This window comes from Citrobacter sp. Marseille-Q5395, from assembly GCF_947057495.1.
GTDB lineage: Bacteria > Pseudomonadota > Gammaproteobacteria > Enterobacterales > Enterobacteriaceae > Citrobacter > Citrobacter murliniae.
This window is the reverse complement of sequence record NZ_CAMSEL010000017.1, coordinates 76084-93312: the sequence shown is the minus strand read 5'-3', so window position 1 is coordinate 93312 and position 17229 is coordinate 76084. Positions and strand designations below refer to the sequence as shown.

The 17229-nt window shown below is 51.1% G+C and carries 15 protein-coding genes; 7 read left to right on the top strand and 8 right to left on the bottom strand.

The genetic code is table 11. The features are described from left to right. Positions 1-4: 4 nt before the first annotated feature. Entirely contained in the window at positions 5-1051 is a 1047-nt protein-coding gene (gene potD / locus OH663_RS18650; RefSeq protein WP_045441827.1) for a spermidine/putrescine ABC transporter substrate-binding protein PotD, read from the top strand. A 139-nt stretch (positions 1052-1190) separates the two neighbouring features. Further along, entirely contained in the window at positions 1191-1697 is a 507-nt protein-coding gene (locus OH663_RS18645; protein ID WP_200011837.1) for a methyltransferase, read from the top strand. A gap of 37 nt (positions 1698-1734) precedes the next feature. Here OH663_RS18645 and cobB read toward each other — a convergent pair whose 3' ends face one another. The 5 genes from cobB to lolC are packed head-to-tail and all read right to left on the bottom strand — an operon-like array spanning position 1735 to position 6639. After that, positions 1735-2556, bottom strand: a complete 822-nt coding sequence (cobB, locus tag OH663_RS18640; RefSeq protein WP_045441822.1) for a Sir2 family NAD+-dependent deacetylase — start codon at positions 2554-2556, stop codon at positions 1735-1737. A gap of 15 nt (positions 2557-2571) precedes the next feature. Further along, the gene (gene nagK, locus OH663_RS18635) at positions 2572-3483 is read right to left on the bottom strand and encodes an N-acetylglucosamine kinase (protein ID WP_045441811.1); all 912 of its coding nucleotides are present in this window, start codon (positions 3481-3483) and stop codon (positions 2572-2574) included. 18 nt (positions 3484-3501) lie between these two features. Continuing rightward, entirely contained in the window at positions 3502-4746 is a 1245-nt protein-coding gene (gene lolE, locus OH663_RS18630) for a lipoprotein-releasing ABC transporter permease subunit LolE (protein ID WP_045441808.1), read from the bottom strand. After that, complete coding sequence (gene lolD / locus OH663_RS18625; RefSeq protein ID WP_045441805.1) at positions 4746-5447, bottom strand: lipoprotein-releasing ABC transporter ATP-binding protein LolD; 702 nt, start codon at positions 5445-5447, stop codon at positions 4746-4748. Before lolD ends, lolE begins: the two co-directional genes overlap by 1 nt. Next, complete coding sequence (gene lolC / locus OH663_RS18620) at positions 5440-6639, bottom strand: lipoprotein-releasing ABC transporter permease subunit LolC (protein WP_200011838.1); 1200 nt, start codon at positions 6637-6639, stop codon at positions 5440-5442. The genes lolD and lolC overlap by 8 nt, the downstream gene beginning before the upstream one ends. A 260-nt stretch (positions 6640-6899) precedes the next feature. Here lolC and OH663_RS18615 point away from each other — a divergent pair, with 260 nt between their 5' ends. From OH663_RS18615 to ldtC, 3 genes are all read left to right on the top strand, one after another. Further along, entirely contained in the window at positions 6900-7964 is a 1065-nt protein-coding gene (locus tag OH663_RS18615) for an acyltransferase family protein (RefSeq protein WP_200011840.1), read from the top strand. 117 nt (positions 7965-8081) lie between these two features. Continuing rightward, positions 8082-11528, top strand: coding sequence for a transcription-repair coupling factor (mfd, locus tag OH663_RS18610; RefSeq protein ID WP_200011842.1), 3447 nt, complete (start codon positions 8082-8084; stop codon positions 11526-11528). Between the two features lie 147 nt (positions 11529-11675). Continuing rightward, positions 11676-12641 (top strand): L,D-transpeptidase LdtC, encoded by a 966-nt coding sequence (ldtC, locus tag OH663_RS18605; protein WP_200011863.1) that lies wholly within the window; start codon positions 11676-11678, stop codon positions 12639-12641. A gap of 85 nt (positions 12642-12726) precedes the next feature. On the opposite strand, the gene bhsA is transcribed toward ldtC, so the two are convergent. Next, on the bottom strand, positions 12727-12984 hold the full coding sequence (gene bhsA / locus OH663_RS18600; protein ID WP_045449568.1) for a multiple stress resistance protein BhsA: 258 nt from the start codon (positions 12982-12984) through the stop codon (positions 12727-12729). A 242-nt stretch (positions 12985-13226) separates the two neighbouring features. On the opposite strand from bhsA, the gene comR reads away from it, so the two are divergent. Both comR and OH663_RS18590 read left to right on the top strand, forming a co-directional pair. Then, complete coding sequence (comR, locus tag OH663_RS18595; protein ID WP_200012086.1) at positions 13227-13862, top strand: TetR family copper-responsive transcriptional repressor ComR; 636 nt, start codon at positions 13227-13229, stop codon at positions 13860-13862. A 249-nt stretch (positions 13863-14111) separates the two neighbouring features. Continuing rightward, positions 14112-16304 (top strand): TonB-dependent siderophore receptor, encoded by a 2193-nt coding sequence (locus OH663_RS18590; RefSeq protein ID WP_200011867.1) that lies wholly within the window; start codon positions 14112-14114, stop codon positions 16302-16304. Between the two features lie 61 nt (positions 16305-16365). Here the strand turns inward: OH663_RS18590 and OH663_RS18585 are convergent, their stop codons facing one another. Together OH663_RS18585 and OH663_RS18580 are read right to left on the bottom strand one after the other, a co-directional pair. Continuing rightward, complete coding sequence (locus OH663_RS18585; protein ID WP_045441787.1) at positions 16366-16905, bottom strand: glycine zipper 2TM domain-containing protein; 540 nt, start codon at positions 16903-16905, stop codon at positions 16366-16368. Between the two features lie 140 nt (positions 16906-17045). Beyond that, positions 17046-17201 carry a hypothetical protein gene (locus OH663_RS18580; RefSeq protein ID WP_190284556.1) on the bottom strand — a complete coding sequence of 52 codons (156 nt, stop codon included), beginning with the start codon at positions 17199-17201 and terminating at the stop codon, positions 17046-17048. Positions 17202-17229 lie beyond the last annotated feature (28 nt).

The following is a 17229-nucleotide window of genomic DNA, read 5'->3' as shown; positions in this document are numbered from 1 at the left end:
TTAAATGAAAAAATGGTCACGCCACCTGCTCGCGGCGGGTGCTCTGGCACTGGGCATGAACACTGCCACAGCTTCCGATAGCAATACACTCTATTTCTATAACTGGACCGAGTACGTTCCACCAGGACTGCTGGAACAGTTTACAAAAGAGACTGGTATTAAGGTTATTTATTCAACCTACGAGTCGAATGAAACCATGTATGCCAAGCTCAAAACCTATAAAGAAGGCGCCTACGACCTGGTGGTACCTTCCACCTATTACGTGGATAAGATGCGCAAAGAGGGCATGATCCAGAAAATTGACAAGTCGAAGTTAACCAACTTCAACAACCTCGATCCGGAAATGCTCAACAAGCCGTTTGACCCGAACAATGACTTCTCAATTCCGTACATCTGGGGGGCAACGGCGATTGGCGTCAATAGTGATGCCATTGATCCGAAAACCGTAACCAGCTGGGCAGACCTGTGGAAACCTGAATACAAAGGCAGTCTGCTGTTAACTGATGATGCCCGTGAAGTATTCCAGATGGCACTACGTAAACTGGGCTATTCCGGCAATACCACCGATCCGAAAGAGATTGAAGCCGCCTATAACGAGTTGAAAAAGCTAATGCCCAACGTAGCCGCATTTAACTCCGATAACCCGGCGAACCCCTATATGGAAGGTGAAGTGAACCTGGGCATGGTGTGGAACGGATCCGCATTTGTCGCGCGTCAGGCTGGCACACCACTGGAAGTCGTGTGGCCGAAAGAAGGAGGTATTTTCTGGATGGACAGCTTGTCTATTCCGGCGAACGCCAAAAATAAAGAAGGTGCGCTGAAACTGATTAATTTCCTGCTGCGCCCGGACGTGGCGAAAGAAGTAGCAGAAACCATTGGTTATCCGACACCTAACCTGGCGGCGCGTAAGTTGCTAAGCCCGGCCGTGGCGAATGATAAAACGCTCTACCCTGACGCGGAAACTATCAGCAAAGGCGAATGGCAAAACGATGTCGGTTCAGCCAGCGCTATTTATGAAGAGTATTATCAGAAGCTGAAAGCAGGACGCTAATACTCTTGCAACCCGGCGAAACATGGCAACGCCGGGTTGCTAGCTGCAATTCCCGAAGTTGATTACGTCTTTCGACTGATTTATTTACCCCCGCCACCAGCTACGCTTACTCTATTCCGACTCTGCTGTGAGGCTCCCAATGGCAACGCTATGGATGCTACTTGAGCTGGCTAACCTGATTGTTTTCACTCTTTTTATTCTCCCTCGCCCTCAACCGGCTGGCGCTCGTCCTTTGCTGCCGATAGCAGCAACCCGACTATTGCGCCTGACCTTTTTACTACCGATTCTGGCTTTTGGTTACAGTCTGTTTTTTGATCATCTGATTAATCCAGCGGACTGGGGGTACCTGGCGATAGCGATCATCGGTAACGCGCTGGTTATCAAGGGGAAATGGGATCTTGGCGGCAGCCACACCTGGACAGGATATTATTTACCCAACGCTAAACGAGTTACACGCGGCATTTTTGCCTGGATTGCGCACCCTATGTACACCGGGATTATTTTAGTGATTATCTCGTGCAGCCTGGTTTATATTACCCGGCTGCCCATATGGCTGAGCGTGTTGGCACTGATCTGTTGTTTTTACATTACAGGATTTTTGATTCTGGCGGCCCTGCGCGAGAGTCGCCAGCTTGTACAGGCTTAAAGAACGTTGCCGGTAAGGGCTTTGGCACAAAAGACGCTTACAGTCCTTTCAGTAACTTCTCAACAAACTCAGGTACTACCTGACTTGCCGGACCGTAATACTTCTCTTCAAACTCGCTTCCCACCTGGCTCGGTTCAAGATTTAACTCCACCGTATGAGCCCCATGCAGTCGGGCTTCGTGCACAAAACCCGCAGCCGGATAGACATGGCCCGATGTGCCAATGGCAATGAAAACATCCGCCATTGCCAGCGCCATATAGATTTCATCCATACCCAGAGGCATTTCACCAAACCACACGACATGTGGGCGAAGCTGTGCCGGAAACTGGCAGCAATGACATTTATCTTCCGGAGTGACATCCTCCGTCCAGTCTAAAATCTGCCCGCTTTGCGAACAGCGTACCTTGAGCAGCTCGCCATGCATATGGATAACATTCCGGCTACCCGCACGTTCATGCAGATTATCGATGTTCTGCGTCACCAGCAAAAAACGGTCGCCAAGCTCTTCTTCGAGTTTCGCCAGCGCGATATGCGCAGCATTTGGTTGGATCTCGGGCTGCTGAAGTTGTTGGCGGCGAGCGTTATAAAACGACTGAACAAGCCCTGGATTACGACTAAATCCTTCCGGGGTCGCAACATCCTCAACCCGATGTTCTTCCCAAAGGCCATCCGCAGCGCGGAAGGTACGAATACCTGACTCGGCAGAAATCCCCGCTCCCGTCAGGACTAATACTCTTGGTTTTTCCATCAATTCAGGCACCACTCCGTCTCTGAAAAAGATCCGTTGACGCAGGCGATCGCGCATATGGCGTTTATTTTTACGAAAACGGCTTAACCGATGACCCCGACGCGACAGCATAACAACCTCTTTGTATTAATCGGTAAGATGTAGGAAAGCGGCCCCGCGCATCCCACCCGCATCACCGTGTCGTGCCCGTTCAATACGTGGCACACGGGCAACCGGCAGCAGATGGCGTGGCAGTCGGTCTGCCAGTTGCGTTGTTATCGCGGTAAAATTCGACAAACCACCACCAATCACCACTAAATCAGGATCGACGATAGTCAGGATATTCCCCAGGCAAACCGCCAGCAAATCCAGATAGCGTTCGACGTGCGCGCGCGCATGCTCATCACCCTGCTCCCAGAGCGAGATAATTTCGCGGGCATCCAGCGATTGATGGTAGTAATGCTGATACAGCCACGCAAATCCGCCACCGGATAGATAGCTCTCGATACATCCCAGTTGACCACAACCACAGCGACGCAACGGGAAGTCAAACCCCATCAGCGTCAGCGCATCTACTGGTAAACGGATATGACCGAACTCACCGGTGATATAACTGCGTCCGGTGATGGATTTCCCATTAAGGATCAGGCCTCCACCAACGCCCGTGCCGAGGATTAATCCCATCACTAAGGGATACTGGGTGAACTCATCGTCCCAGGCTTCGGAGAGTGCAAAACAGTTGGCATCATTATCCAGGCGAACATCACGATCCAGCCGAGCACTGAGGTCGGCGCGGAGTGGTTTGCCGCTGGCGGCAGGAACGTTAGCCGCGTACAGCGTACCGTCTTCAGTTTCCGGCATACCGGGGATACCAATACCCACCGAACCTTTGACACCAAATCGCTGATCGGCTTCCGTCACCAGATTACAAACTGCATCCAGGAAAGCCTCATAGCTGTCGCGTGGCGTAGGGACACGAATTTCCCACTGCAAACGACGTTGGTTATCAAACACGCCTAGCGCAATTTTAGTCCCGCCGATGTCAAATCCGTAATACATCACCGCTCCTTATTATTTTTACTGGCCGCTAAGTACTCTCGCAGGATCAATATTACTGGCGCGCCGCGCCGGATACCAACTCGCTAAAAGACTCAGCAATAATGCTGTAACCAGCACGTAAATAACATCCAGCCAGTGTAATTCGGATGGCAGGAAGTCAATAAAATAGATATCACCAGAGAGGAACTGATGACCGATAATTGCTTCAATCCCGTTAATAATCGGCGTCAGCTGCAGCGAGACAACAACCCCGATAACGACGCCTGTCAGGCTACCAAACAGACCCGCCAGCAATCCATACCAGACAAAAATGGCGCGAATCAATCCATCTTTAGCGCCCAGCGTTCTTAATACCGCAATATCGCCACTCTTGTCTTTTACCGCCATCACTAACGTCGAAACGATATTAAAACAGGCGACGCCTATCACCAGAACCATTGCCAGATACATAATGGCGCGGATCATCTGTATGTCGCGATACATATAGCCGTAGGTGCCAATCCAACTCTTAATGTAGACATAGTTATTGGTTACTTCACCGGCATCTCTGACCAGTTTATTGGCATTAAAGACATCGTTAACCTTGAGGGCGATCCCGGAAACGCTGGATCCCATATCCAGATACTGCTGCGCATCTTCCATTGGGATCATAGCGAAGCTGTGATCGAGCTGACCACTCAGTTGCAGAATGCCTGTGACATGTAATCGCACGCGCTTAGGTTGCTGTAACTTGTGATCGGCACTGGCGTTAGGGATCATAATCGACACCCAGTCACCCTGTTTCACCTTCAACGCATCGGCAATACCTTTGCCAATAATGACCTGTTGCTCACCGGCTTTGAAATTGTCCCAGGCGTGGTTTTGCACAAACGAAGGCAGCGCACTCAGACGCTGTTCCTGTTTGGGATCAACACCTTTCACTTGTACGGCGCGTAAATTCGCCCCACTCTCCACCAGTCCGGTAAAGTTGATGTAGGGTGCTGCTGCCGCAATACCCGGCACTTTCTGCACGTTGTCCAGTGCTTCCTGCCAGTTGTTCCAGGGCTGATTAACCGCTTCAATCTCACCGTGCGGAACAACCGCCAGAATGCGGTTATTCAGCTCGCGCTCAAAGCCGTTCATGGCGCTCAAACCAACGATCAATACCGCTACACCTAATGCGATACCAATGGTAGAAATAACGGAAATCAGCGAGACCATGCCACCGCGCCGCCGACCACGGCTAAAGCGCAGCCCAATCAATAACGATAAAGGCGAAGCCATTACTCTGCTCCCATCAGGCTCAGTTCAGCCGTCAGACGACCATCGCGCATTTCAAGCTGACGACTCATTCGCTTCGCCAGTTGCAGATCGTGCGTCACCACCAGAAATGCCGTGCCCTGAGAACGATTCAGTTCTCCCAGAAGCTCGAAAATACTGTCCGCGTTGCGCGCATCAAGGTTACCCGTCGGCTCATCCGCGAGGACCAGACGCGGGTTATTCACCAATGCGCGAGCAATAGCCACACGCTGGCGCTCGCCGCCCGAAAGTTCAGAAGGACGGTGGCTGGCACGGTGATCCAGCCCAACCGCTTTCAGCATATCGCGCGCACGCTCGGTAATTTCAGCCGGTTTTTTCTTACCGATTAACAAAGGCATCGCCACGTTTTCCAGCGCGGTAAAATCCGGTAACAGATGGTGGAACTGGTAAATAAAACCGAGCTTCTGATTACGTAACTCCGCTTTTGCCGCAGACGAAAGTTTGCTCATTGGCTGGCCGCTAAAAATCACATCGCCTGACGTCGGCGTATCCAAGCCACCCAGCAGATGCAGCAAGGTACTTTTGCCGGAGCCTGAGCTGCCGACAATCGCCATCATTTCACCCTCGCCGACGCAAAAACTGACATCGTGCAACACATCAGTTTGTACGGAGCCTTCCTGATAGCGTTTGCACAGGTTGTCGCATTGCAACAGGATCTTATTCATAACGTAAAGCCTCAGCGGGTTGAGTGGCGGCAGCGCGCCAGGAAGGATAAAGCGTAGACAGCAGCGCGATGGCCATTGCCACCAGCGCAATGACGATAACCTGTAGTGGTTCAATAGCGACCGGCAACGCTGCGCCATCCAGGAGCGTCCCGATAATTGGCATCAGGTTATTCAACTGGCTGGCAAGCAACGCTCCCAGCACAGCGCCCAGCAGCGCGCCAATAATACCTGCGCTGGCCCCCTGAACCATAAACACCATCATTATTTGTCGCGGCGTTAGCCCCTGGGTTTGTAAAATTGCCACTTCCCCTTGCTTCTCCATCACCATCAGGCCCAGCGAAGTAATAATATTGAACGCCGCGACAGCCACGATCAGGCTCAACAGCAGTCCCATCATGTTTTTTTCCATCCGCACAGCCTGGAACAGCTCGCCTTTGCGCTCACGCCAGTCCTGCCACTTAGTCCCCTGCGGCAGCGTTTGCTGACTCAGTGTATCGACCTTCAATGGCTCGTTCAGCCACAGACGCCAGCCTGTGATATTGCCCGCTGGATAGCGCATCAGACGTGATGCGTCCTGGATATTGGTCAGCATCTGGTAGCCATCGACTTCGCTGTTGGCGGCAAAAGTGCCAATCACATTGAACAAACGCTGACTTGGCAGACGTCCCATTGGCGTGAACTGGCTGGCTGACGGCACCATAACGCGGATTTGATCACCCCGGTTCACGCCCAACTGCCCGGCAAGCTGTTCACCGAGGATGACATTATACTTGCCCGGTGCGAGATCTGTTTGCTTCACATTGACCAGATACGGCGTCAGCGGATCTTTTTGCGCCGGGTCGATGCCCAGCATAACGCCAACAGCAACGCTGCGCGCACTTTGCAGGACGACATCTCCCGTCGTCAGCGGTGCAACACGATTGACGCCATTCAATACCACGGCTTTTTCAGACAGTTGTTGCGGGTTAACGGAGCCCTGTTCAGAAGAGAGAATGGCCTGAGGCATCAGACCAAGAATGTTATTTTGCAGCTCGCGCTCGAAACCGTTCATTACCGACAATACCGTGACCAGTGCCATTACCCCGAGAGTAATGCCTATGGTTGAGAGCCAGGAAACGAAGCGACCGAAGCGATCAGCTGCACGCCCACGCATATAACGCAGGCCGATGAATAGAGCGACAGGTTGATACATGAAATCCGTCTGGTTGCTGTAGCAAAGCCACGAGTATATAAGCGAAAGCGGAATGGGTAAATGACTGAACCGTAAGTGTTCGTCAGCTTTAATCTGAAAAGCATAAACAAATCAATTCACTATAGTTATCTCTCCTCGCATCGTTCTTTGTCCCTGATCTTAATCTGAAAAAAATAAAAAGCAGACGGTTACGCATTACAGCGTTCCCCGGTATCCGCAGGATGACAGACTATCTCACTCAATATGGATACGCTGTCGCAATGAATCAAAAAGAATTATGGATTAATCAAATCAAAGGGTTATGTATATGTCTGGTGGTTATTTACCACTCAGTTATTACCTTTTACCCTCATCTCACCACTTTTCAGCATCCTCTTGCAGAAATGCTGGCCAAAAGCTGGATTTACCTCAACCTGTATCTGGCACCGTTTCGGATGCCAGTATTTTTCTTTATTTCGGGTTATCTCATTCGTCGTTATATCGACAGCGTCTCCTGGACCACCTGTGTGGATAAGCGGATCTGGAATATTGTCTGGGTACTGGTACTGTGGGGAATAGTGCAATGGCTGGCATTAACGACGCTCAATGGCTGGCTGGCCCCGGAACGCGACCTGGCCCATGCAGCCAATGCCGCTTATGCCGATTCCGCGCGTGACTTTACGCGTGGCATGCTTACTGCCAGCACCAGCCTGTGGTATCTGTACGCACTGGTGGTCTACTTTATCCTGTGTAAAACTTTCAACCGCTGGGCATTTCCGCTGCTGCCGCTGTTGATGTTGCTCAGTATAGCGATAAACTTCTTCCCAACGCCGTGGTGGGGAATGAACAGCGTATTACGCAATCTGCCGTATTACGGCCTCGGTGCCTGGTCTGGCGCAACGCTGATGGCGTGGATTAAAGAAGTTCCCCTGGGCCGCCACGCTCTGATATTTACATTTACCGCCTTACTGTCCGTCATGGCCTGGCTGGCAAATGTTTCGCTGCTACTTTCACTACTCTCCATTGTGCTTATTATGAAAATGTTTTATCAGTTCGAGCAGCGCTTTGGCATGCGGGCCAACAGTCTATTAAGTGTGATTGGCGCGAACACCATCGCTATCTACACCACGCACCGTATCCTGGTCGAGGCATTCAGCTTAACGCTAATCCCCAAACTGAATCACGCCGCATGGCCTGCAAAAGTGGAACTGGCTGTGTTACTCATTTATCCGTTTGCCAGTTTGTTATTGTGCACCCTCGCCGGACTTATAGTGCGAAAGTTTTCGCAGAAAGCCGTGGCCGATCTGCTTTTTTCCCCGCCGACTTTGGCGACCGTCACCCGCTAACCTCACCGTTTTTTGCCCCCATTTGGGGGCGATTCAATTTGCTTATGAGAAACGATCACGGATAATAAAGAACATTGCTTATCAGACGTATATCTAAACGAGATCCTGACAACCGTTATGCCTGAACAACATCGTTATACGCTCCCAGCGAAAGCTGGCGATCAGCGCCAGTTAGGTGAACTTACCGGTGCCGCCTGCGCTACGCTGGTGGCAGAAATCGCCGAGCACCACGCTGGTCCGGTGGTGCTCATCGCGCCGGACATGCAAAATGCCCTGCGCCTGCATGATGAAATTCGTCAGTTCACCGACCAGATGGTGATGAACCTTGCAGACTGGGAAACACTCCCATACGACAGTTTTTCCCCTCATCAGGAAATCATCTCCTCACGGCTCTCTACATTGTATCAACTGCCTTCCATGCAGCGCGGTGTACTGATTGTGCCGGTAAACACTCTGATGCAGCGCGTGTGCCCACACAGCTATCTGCACGGTCATGCACTGGTGATGAAAAAAGGCCAACGCCTGTCGCGCGATGCCCTGCGTGAGCAACTGGACAGCGCCGGTTATCGCCACGTTGACCAGGTCATGGAACACGGCGAATATGCCACACGCGGCGCGTTACTGGACCTGTTTCCGATGGGCAGTGAACTGCCTTACCGCCTTGATTTCTTTGATGATGAAATTGACAGTTTGCGTCTGTTTGATACAGATACTCAACGCACACTGGAAGAAGTCGACGCTATTAACTTATTACCCGCACACGAATTCCCTACGGATAAAACGGCCATCGAGCTGTTCCGTAGCCAGTGGCGCGATACTTTTGAAGTTAAACGCGACGCGGAGCATATTTACCAGCAGGTCAGTAAAGGTACGCTGCCTGCCGGGATCGAATACTGGCAGCCGCTGTTTTTCAGCGAACCGCTGCCGCCGCTTTTCAGCTACTTCCCCGCAAATACGCTGCTGGTGAATACTGGCGATTTAGAGACCAGCGCAGAACGCTTTCAGGTCGATACGCTATCGCGCTTCGAAAACCGGGGCGTCGATCCGATGCGCCCTCTTCTACCGCCGGAATCATTGTGGTTACGCGTGGATGAGCTGTTCTCTGAGCTTAAACGCTGGCCACGCGTTCAGCTCAAAACTGAGAGCCTGCCGAAAAAAGCTGCAAATATCAACCTGGGATTCAAGAAGCTCCCGGACCTGGCGGTACAAGCGCAGCAAAAAGCACCACTGGATGCGTTACGTAAATTTCTCGAATCATTTGATGGCCCGGTGATTTTCTCGGTTGAAAGTGAAGGACGCCGTGAAGCGCTTGGCGACCTTCTCGCCCGCATCAAGATTGCTCCGAAACGTATTTTACGCCTCGATGAAGCGGTCGATGCCGGTCGCTATCTGATGATTGGCTCAGCGGAACACGGGTTCATCGACAGCAACCGGAATCTGGCGCTGATCTGCGAAAGCGATCTTCTCGGTGAGCGAGTGGCGCGTCGCCGTCAGGACTCGCGCCGCACCATCAACCCGGACACATTAATCCGTAACCTCGCTGAACTGCACCCAGGTCAGCCGGTGGTGCATCTTGAACACGGCGTGGGACGCTATGCCGGTATGACCACCCTGGAAGCCGGCGGTATCACTGGTGAGTATCTGATGCTCACCTACGCCAATGACGCTAAACTGTATGTGCCGGTGTCGTCGTTACATCTTATTAGCCGCTACGCCGGTGGTGCGGAAGAGAATGCGCCACTGCATAAACTTGGCGGCGATGCCTGGTCGCGTGCCCGTCAGAAAGCCGCCGAGAAAGTTCGCGATGTTGCAGCAGAACTGCTGGATATCTACGCCCAACGCGCCGCAAAAGAAGGTTTTGCCTTTAAGCATGATCGTGAACAGTATCAGTTGTTCTGTGACAGCTTCCCGTTTGAGACCACACCGGATCAGGCCCAGGCCATTAACGCTGTACTCAGCGACATGTGTCAGCCACTGGCAATGGACAGACTGGTCTGTGGCGATGTGGGCTTTGGTAAAACCGAAGTGGCGATGCGTGCTGCATTCCTTGCCGTAGAGAACCACAAACAGGTCGCCGTGCTGGTACCGACCACCCTGCTCGCCCAGCAGCACTTTGACAACTTCCGCGACCGCTTTGCCAACTGGCCAGTACGCATTGAGATGCTATCCCGTTTCCGCAGTGCCAAAGAGCAGGCGCAAATTCTCGAACAGGTCGCTGAGGGGAAAATCGATATCCTGATTGGTACTCACAAACTGCTGCAAAGTGATGTGAAGCTAAAAGATTTGGGCCTGCTTATCGTCGATGAAGAGCACCGGTTCGGCGTACGACATAAAGAGCGCATTAAAGCGATGCGCGCTGACGTAGATATTCTGACGCTGACGGCAACACCCATCCCGCGAACCCTCAATATGGCAATGAGCGGCATGCGCGATCTGTCGATTATCGCTACACCTCCTGCCCGTCGCCTGGCGGTTAAAACCTTTGTTCGTGAGTACGACAATCTGGTGGTGCGTGAAGCAATCCTGCGTGAGGTTCTGCGCGGTGGTCAGGTCTATTATTTGTTCAACGATGTCGAGAATATCCAGAAAACTGCCGATCGGCTGGCGGAGCTGGTGCCTGAAGCGCGCATTGCCATTGGACACGGACAAATGCGCGAACGGGAACTGGAACGCGTGATGAACGATTTCCATCACCAGCGCTTTAACGTGCTGGTGTGCACCACCATTATTGAAACCGGAATCGACATCCCAACCGCCAACACCATTATTATCGAGCGCGCAGACCATTTTGGGCTGGCACAGTTACACCAGTTACGCGGTCGCGTCGGGCGTTCGCACCACCAGGCTTACGCCTGGCTGTTGACACCGCATCCGAAAGCAATGACGACTGATGCCCAAAAACGCCTTGAAGCTATCGCCTCGCTGGAAGATCTGGGTGCCGGATTTGCGCTGGCAACTCACGACCTCGAAATTCGCGGTGCGGGTGAACTGCTGGGTGAAGACCAGAGTGGCTCAATGGAAACCATCGGCTTCTCGCTGTACATGGAACTACTGGAAAACGCTGTCGATGCTCTGAAAGAAGGCCGGGAACCGTCGCTGGAAGATCTCACCAGTCAGCAAACTGAAGTGGAATTACGGGTACCGTCGCTGCTACCGGATGACTACATTCCCGATGTTAATACACGACTGTCGTTCTATAAACGCATCGCCAGTGCGAAGAACGAAAATGAGCTGGAAGAGATCAAGGTCGAGCTGATCGACCGTTTCGGTCTGCTGCCCGATCCGGCCAGGACGTTGCTGGATGTCGCCCGTTTACGCCAGCAGGCACAGAAACTGGGCATCAGAAAGCTCGAGGGAAATGAAAAAGGTGGCACGATTGAGTTTGCAGAGAAAAACCACGTCAACCCGGTCTGGTTGATTGGACTATTGCAAAAACAGCCGCAACATTTCCGTCTGGATGGCCCTACCCGTCTGAAATTCATGCAGGAACTGAGCGAGCGAAAAAAACGCATCGAATGGGTGCGTCAGTTTATGCGCCAGCTTGAAGAGAACGCGGTAGCGTAAACGGCGGGTCGGGTGAGTACAACGCTCACCCGACCCGGTATTTACAAACTCTTTGCACTTCCCTGCACTTCCCGACAGAGCAAACCGCCATAATTCCTGTTTACTTTTACATAACAATAACCACGTAAAAACAATGGATTTATGGTGATGTTAAACAATATATCTATCTCTCGCTGGTTCACATTTGTTACGCTCGCCGCAACCATGGTTTTGGCCCTTCCGGCTCAGGCAAATACCTGGCCGCTACCTCCTCCCGGAAGCAAGGTGGTTGGTAAAAACGCCGTTCACGTTGTCGAAAATAATGGCGGTTCACTGGAAGCTATTGCGAAAAAATACAACGTTGGTTTTTTAGCTCTGCTACAGGCGAATCCTGGCGTTGATCCTTTCGTACCTCGGGCGGGCAGTGTGCTGACTATTCCGTTGCAGACCTTGCTGCCGGATGCACCGCGCGAAGGCATTGTGATTAACCTCGCTGAGCTGCGTCTTTATTACTATCATCCGGGTAAAAATTCGGTGACCGTGTATCCCATTGGCATCGGTCAGTTGGGCGGAGACACACTGACACCAACAATGGTTACCACCATTTCAGATAAACGAGCCAACCCAACCTGGACGCCAACCACTAATATTCGCGCACGTTATAAAGCGCAGGGGATCGACCTACCGGCTGTGGTACCTGCTGGCCCGGACAACCCCATGGGCCACCATGCCATTCGCTTAGCGGCATACGGTGGTGTTTATCTGCTGCATGGCACAAACGCTGATTTTGGTATCGGTATGCGCGTCAGCTCTGGTTGTATTCGCCTGCGCGATGGCGATATTGAGACCTTATTCCGCCAGGTAACTCCTGGAACAAAGGTCAATATCATTAACACGCCAATTAAAGCGTCTGTTGAACCAAACGGTATGCGTCTGGTTGAAGTGCACCAACCGCTGTCGAAAAATATAGATGACGACCCGCAGGTACTGCCGATCGTACTGAATACGTCAATGCAGAACTTTAAAAATGCAGTGCAAACGGACCAGACCGCCATGGAGCATGCGATGGAGCTACGCTCAGGGATGCCGGTCGACGTGACACGCCATCACGACGTTACTCAGCAGACACTGTAAAACACAACCCATGAAAAAACCCCGCTGGACGTTGTTCAGCGGGGTTTTTTATTTAAATCGCAGTGGCATTACGATGGGTTAAAACTTATTTATAAATAACCGCAGTCCCGTGGAGGGTGTTAGGACCGGTAACGGAAGTAATGCGGAACGACTTCGCGCCCATTTCATCCGCTTTCTGTGCCAGTTGATCTTCCAGAGAACCTAAGTTGGTACCTGCATTAGCAGAAATAGTCCCAACTTTCTGTTGGTCTGCAGGCGTTGCCTGAACCTCAACAGCAGCAAAGCTGGCGAATGAAAGTGAGCTCAGAACGGTAGCAAGAAGGAGTGTTTGTACGTTTTTCATAATTGTGACCTTTAGCAGATGAATGTGCGCCGCAAAGATTAACTTAACGATCGATAGGTAAATCATAGATGTGATCCAGGTCACACGTCAACAATTTTTTATAATGATCGTTATACAAATCATAAAGGCCTTATCTTTCATGCTAATAGCCATGAATTATTTTTATCGTGAATCTGCTGGAGAGTGTGGTCGAATATTTTTATAATGGTTATTCAACAAACCCAATCAGGTACGACGGCACCATGACAACTGAAACAACGAGTTGTACAAAGAAAAGCCGTGGCCGACCAAAAGTGTTCGACAGGGAAGCCGCGCTTGATAAGGCCATGACACTCTTCTGGCAGCACGGGTATGAAGCGACATCGCTCTCCGATCTCGTGGAAGCAACCGGTGCTAAAGCGCCCACGCTGTATGCGGAATTTACCAATAAAGAAGGATTATTTCGCGCCGTGCTGGACCGCTACATCAGCCGTTTTGCGGCAAAACATGAAGCTCAGCTTTTTTGCGAAGAAAAAAGTCTTGAGTCTGCACTGGAAGACTATTTCACAGCCATAGCCACCTGTTTCACCAGCAAGGACACACCTGCGGGATGTTTTATGATTAATACCTCCGCAACGCTTGCTGCCTCCTCCCGTGACATTGCACACACGGTTAAAACCCGCCACGCTATGCAGGAACAGACGCTTGCCCGGTTTCTTTGCCAACGCCAGGAACATGGTGAAATTCCTGCCCACTGCGATCCGCAGAAAATGGCCGAATTTCTGAACTGTATTTTACAAGGAATGTCGATCAGTGCCCGTGAAGGCGCAACGTTCGAAAAACTGATGCAGATAACCCATACAACCTTGCGGCTGTGGCCTGAATTACTCAAAGAGTAATGCTTTACCGTGACAACTTTTCATTTCTAAGATTATCGGGAGTTTATCTCGCTCCCGATCCCCTCTGAATCACCCTACTTTTATCATTGTTTTCATAACATTAATGCTACATTTTTGTAAAAACAATTGATAATCACAATCAATATCAGCAATATTCGCATTTGTTTTAACATCTATTTCCCAATGTAACTATCGGTTTCTACGCCGCAATAAAAAAAACAGACCGACTCTTTTTTAAAAGGAATGCGAATGAATAAGCGTCTTTGGGTGCTCAATCCAATCTTATTATCTTTAACCCTGCCGGTACTGGCGGCACAGAATGAAGAAGAAAATCTCATCGTCAGCGCCAACCGTAGCCAGCGAACTGTGGCTGAAATGGCGCAAACCACCTGGGTCATTGAAGGCAGCGAGATTGAACAGCAGGTTCAGGGTGGTAAAGAGTTCAAAGATGTGCTGGCTCAGTTAATCCCTGGAATTGACGTCAGCAGTCAGGGACGGACGAACTACGGGATGAACATGCGTGGACGCGCCATCGTTGTGTTGATTGACGGTGTTCGCCTGAACTCCTCCCGTACCGACAGCCGCCAACTGGATTCCATTGACCCCTTTAATATTGCGCATATCGAGGTTATCTCTGGTGCAACATCGTTGTATGGCGGTGGAAGTACCGGTGGATTGATCAATATTGTCACCAAAAAAGGCCAGCCAGAACGCGAAGTTGAACTCGAACTGGGAAGCAAAAGCGGCTTCAACAACAGTAACGATCATGACGAACGTGTCGCCGCAGCTGTCAGCGGAGGAACCGATCACGCTTCCGGACGCATGTCCGTCGCTTATCAACGATTTGGCGGCTGGTATGACGGCAACAACGATGCCTTAATGCTGGATAACACTCAAACCGGCCTTCAGCATTCCGATCGTCTAGACATCATGGGCACCGGCACAATAGAGATTGATGACAACCGTCAACTACAACTGGTTACCCAGTACTATAAAAGCCAGGGGGATGATGATTACGGATTATATCTGGGCGAGAATATGTCGGCGGTGACGGGAACGGGAACGGGGAAAGCCTACACCAGCAGCGGTCTGAGTTCCGACCGTATTCCCGGCACGGAGCGTCATCTTATCAGCCTGCAATATTCCGATGCTGACTTCTTCGGCCAGAATTTGGTCAGTCAGGTTTACTACCGTGATGAATCTCTGACATTCTACCCCTTCCCTACACTGAGCAAAGGCAAAGTCACCAGTTTCTCCGCATCACAGCAGGATACCGATCAATTTGGCGCAAAAATTACCCTTAATAGCCAACTGATGGAGAACTGGGAGCTGACATGGGGTATCGATGCGGACCATGAAACCTTCGACTCCAACCAGAAATTCTTTGATCTTGCCTGGTCCCTGCCCTCTGGCGGCATGGATAACCGCACCGCCTATACCACCGGGCGTTATCCTGGTTACAGCATTACCAACTTCGCGCCTTTCCTGCAAAACAGCTATGACATAAACGACATCTTCACGTTAAGTGCCGGCGTTCGCTATCAATGGACCGAAAACCGGGTTGATGATTTTGTCGGCTATGCGCAGCAACAAGGGATTGCTAATGGACTGGCACGCTCTGCAGATGTGATTCCTGGCGGGAAAACTGATTACGATAATTTCCTGTTTAATGCGGGCATTCTTGCACATCTGACTGACCGTCAGCAGACGTGGTTTAATTTCTCTCAGGGTGTGGAGCTTCCCGATCCGGGAAAATACTACGGGAACGGTACTTACTCACTTGTCGGTGACCATTATCAACTCCAGCGTAGTGTCAATGTGGCAGATTCTCGGCTGGAAGGCATAAAGGTAAACTCTTTCGAACTGGGTTGGCGCTACACCGGTGATAGCCTGCGCACTCAACTGGCGGCCTACTACTCTACCTCGGATAAGTCGATTGTCATTAACCGCAGCGATATGACCATTAACGTGCAACCAGATGATCGCCGGATATATGGCCTCGAAGGTGCCGTGGATTATTTCATTGCTGACACTGACTGGAGCCTGGGAAGTAACTTCAATATCATCAAATCGGAAGTCAAACAGAACGGCAAATGGCAGAAGTGGGACGTCACACTGGCCTCGCCATCAAAAGCAACCGCCTGGGTCGGCTGGGCGCCTGAACCGTGGTCGTTACGTATACAGAGTCAGCAGACATTTGACCTGAGCGACGCCAGCGGCAACAAGCTGGACGGGTATAACACCATGGATTTCATAGGCAGCTATCAGCTCCCGCTGGGTAAACTGACCTTCAGCGTTGAAAACCTGCTGAATGAAGAATACACCACACTTTGGGGACAACGTGCACCGTTACTTTACAGCCCAACCTACGGTAGCCCTTCACTCTATGAATACAAAGGCCGCGGTCGCACCTTTGGTCTGAACTATGCCTTAACCTTCTGATAAAAAAAGCCCCCCAGCCTGAGCGATTGGGGGGCTAATTGATGTGCAGAGTAAAGCTTTTTTACGCTTTGTTATTCAGAACCAACTGGCCATTGTTATCCAGTGGAATTTGCGAACCAGGATCTTTATCCATCCGGATTTTGCCCTGCTGATCGCCAATTTTGTACGTTACGTCGTAACCAAGCATTTTTTCCGACTTGTCATACACCGTTTTACAACGTTGCTGTGTGGTGGTGTATGTATCGTTTTCCTGCATTGAACCCTGGATCTGGTTACCAGCATAACCGCCACCTAAAGCACCAGCGACGGTCGCAATGTCTTTACCTCGTCCACCACCAAACTGATGACCGATAACACCACCCGCAACAGCGCCCAGTACCGAACCGGCAATACGATTCTCATCCTGCACAGGTTTACGATGGGTAACGGTAACGTTACGGCACTCCTGACGCGGCGTTTTTACCGTTTCTTTTATCGGCGTCGCAGAGACGACGTGTGCATATTGTGGGCCACGTTCAAAAACGTTCAGACTGGCTACCGCCGCCACGCCCAGCGCAGCCGCCACGCCAATCCCTATACCCGCCAACATTGATTTATTCACGGGACATCCTCCTTTTTTGCTATTAACAACAACTTTGCAACAGGATGTAAGGAATGCCAATCAGAATGGGGATGAAAATAGCGAGGGTAAGCGCGAAAGCAGCGTGATTCAGACGGTTCTGAATCACGCAGAACAGGATGTCATATAATGCTGTTCGAATAAAAACCTGCAGCCACTACCATTCCGGTTGGTACATTGGTTAACCCGGTGATCGGTATCTGCCAGAATACAAACTGCATACTTAGCACTTCAGTGGAGAGACTCATCGACTCGCGCGGCTCATCGGTCAGGTTCACTATTGGATCTCAAGGAAGGCCAAGTTGC